At 71.0% G+C, this 677-nt stretch carries 2 protein-coding genes; both read left to right on the forward strand.

What is annotated here, in order from left to right; genetic code table 11:
• The coding region (locus G3N99_RS41210) for a PDZ domain-containing protein (protein ID WP_206125312.1) at positions 1-175 on the forward strand (175 nt) is incomplete at its 5' end.
• Positions 176-234: 59 nt separating this feature from the next.
• Positions 235-677 (forward strand): YbaB/EbfC family DNA-binding protein (locus G3N99_RS41215; RefSeq protein ID WP_206125311.1); only part of this gene is annotated, 443 nt, incomplete at its 3' end.

Raw genomic sequence — 677 nt, forward strand, 5'->3', positions numbered from 1 at the left:
TGGCCAGGCTGCGCGCGCGGGGTTGCAGCCCGGCGATGTCGTGCTGTCGGTCAACGGCACGCCGGTCGCGAACATCGGCGCGCTGATGACCGAGATCGACGCCGCGCACGGCAACGTCGCGCTGCTCGTCCAGCGCGGCGGCACGCGGCTGTACGTGCCGATCGAGATCGGTTGAAGGGCGCAGGGCGAGCGGATGACGCAGCACGACGGCGCATCGTCGAAACGGGAGGCGGGATGAAGCGAATGCAGCAGTGGGGCGTATCGGGAGGGTGGCGGGCGATCGTCGTCGCGTGGGTGCTGGCCGTGAGTGCCGGATCGACCGTCGCACAAACGGCCGACGTGCCGCAAACGTGGATCCGTTACGGACAGCTCGCCGGGCAGCAATTCCAGACCTGGCTCGAAGCCGACGGCGACGCGGCCGACCGTCTGCATCGCTATCTCGAAGCGCGCGTGCTGAACGCGAGCGCCGCTGCACCGCCGCCCGAGATCGTCGTGCGCGCATGGATCGGCACGAACGGTGCGGTCACGCGCGTCGAATTCGCATCGCTCGGCGACACCGATGCGGACGCGACGCTGCGGCAACTGCTCACCGCCGGCCCGCTGGCGGAGCCGCCGCCGCCCGACATGCTGCAGCCGTTGCGCGTGCGCCTGCGGCTCGCGCCGAATCCCGATGCGGC

This window comes from Burkholderia sp. Ac-20392 (assembly GCF_017104585.1).
Taxonomy (GTDB): Bacteria; Pseudomonadota; Gammaproteobacteria; order Burkholderiales; family Burkholderiaceae; genus Burkholderia; species Burkholderia lata.